Raw genomic sequence first — 901 nt, 5'->3', positions numbered from 1 at the left:
GTTCTCCGGCATGCCGAGGAGGTCAGCGGCAATGTCGCTGCGACATGCCGCTACTACGGCATCAGCCGCAACGTCTTCTATCGCTGGAAACGCCGCTACGAGGACGAGGGCCTCGACGGGTTGAAAGACCGATCCAGCGCGCCGCTGCACTGCCCGAACGTCACCCAGCCCGAAGTGGTCGCCAAGATCATCCATCTGCGCCAGCACTACCACTTCGGCCCGTTGAAGATCTCGATGTACCTGCAGCGCTATCACGACGTGTCGATCTGCCAGTCCGCGGTGTGGCGCATCCTCAAACGCCTGGGTATGAACCGGCTGCCGGCCTCGCAACGCCACAAGCAGCGGTGGAAGCTCTATGAGAAGCAGCGACCCGGCCGCCACGTGCAGATCGACGTCAAGTTCATCGAACCGATCACCACCGGACCGCATCGCCGCAAGCGCTTCTACCAGTACACCGCCATCGACGACTGCACCCGATTGCGGGTGCTGCGCATCTATCCGCGATCGGATCAAAAGACCGCGATTCAGTTCCTCGACTACGTCATCTCTCGGCTGCCGTTCCAGGTCGAGAAGATCCAGACCGACAACGGGGCCGAATTCCAGTCGGCGTTCCACTGGCACGTGATCGACCAGGGCATCGGCCACACCTACATCAAACCGGCCACGCCCCGGCTCAACGGCAAGGTCGAGCGCTCCCACCGCATCGACGCCGAGGAGTTCTACCGCCTCCTCGACGGCGTCGTCATCGATGACGCCGGGCTGTTCAACGACAAACTGAAGGAGTGGGAGGACTACTACAACTATCACCGTCCCCACGGCGGCCTCGCAGGACAGACACCCTATGAGAGGCTGCTACAGAAAACCCGAGCCCACACTGTCATCGGTCATCGTCAGTAGCACA

Annotated in this window: 1 protein-coding gene; it reads left to right on the top strand. The window is 61.7% G+C overall.

From position 1 onward, the window contains the following. Positions 1-897, top strand: an 897-nt coding sequence (locus GVY64_RS37035; RefSeq protein WP_159851358.1) for an IS481 family transposase, incomplete at its 5' end; no start/stop codon positions are given. Positions 898-901: the final 4 nt, after the last annotated feature.

Source organism: Nocardia sp. CY41 (genome assembly GCF_009829325.1).
Taxonomy (GTDB): Bacteria; Actinomycetota; Actinomycetes; order Mycobacteriales; family Mycobacteriaceae; genus Nocardia.
The sequence above is the reverse complement of the archived record's forward strand: the minus strand, read 5'-3'. Positions and strand labels throughout refer to the sequence as shown.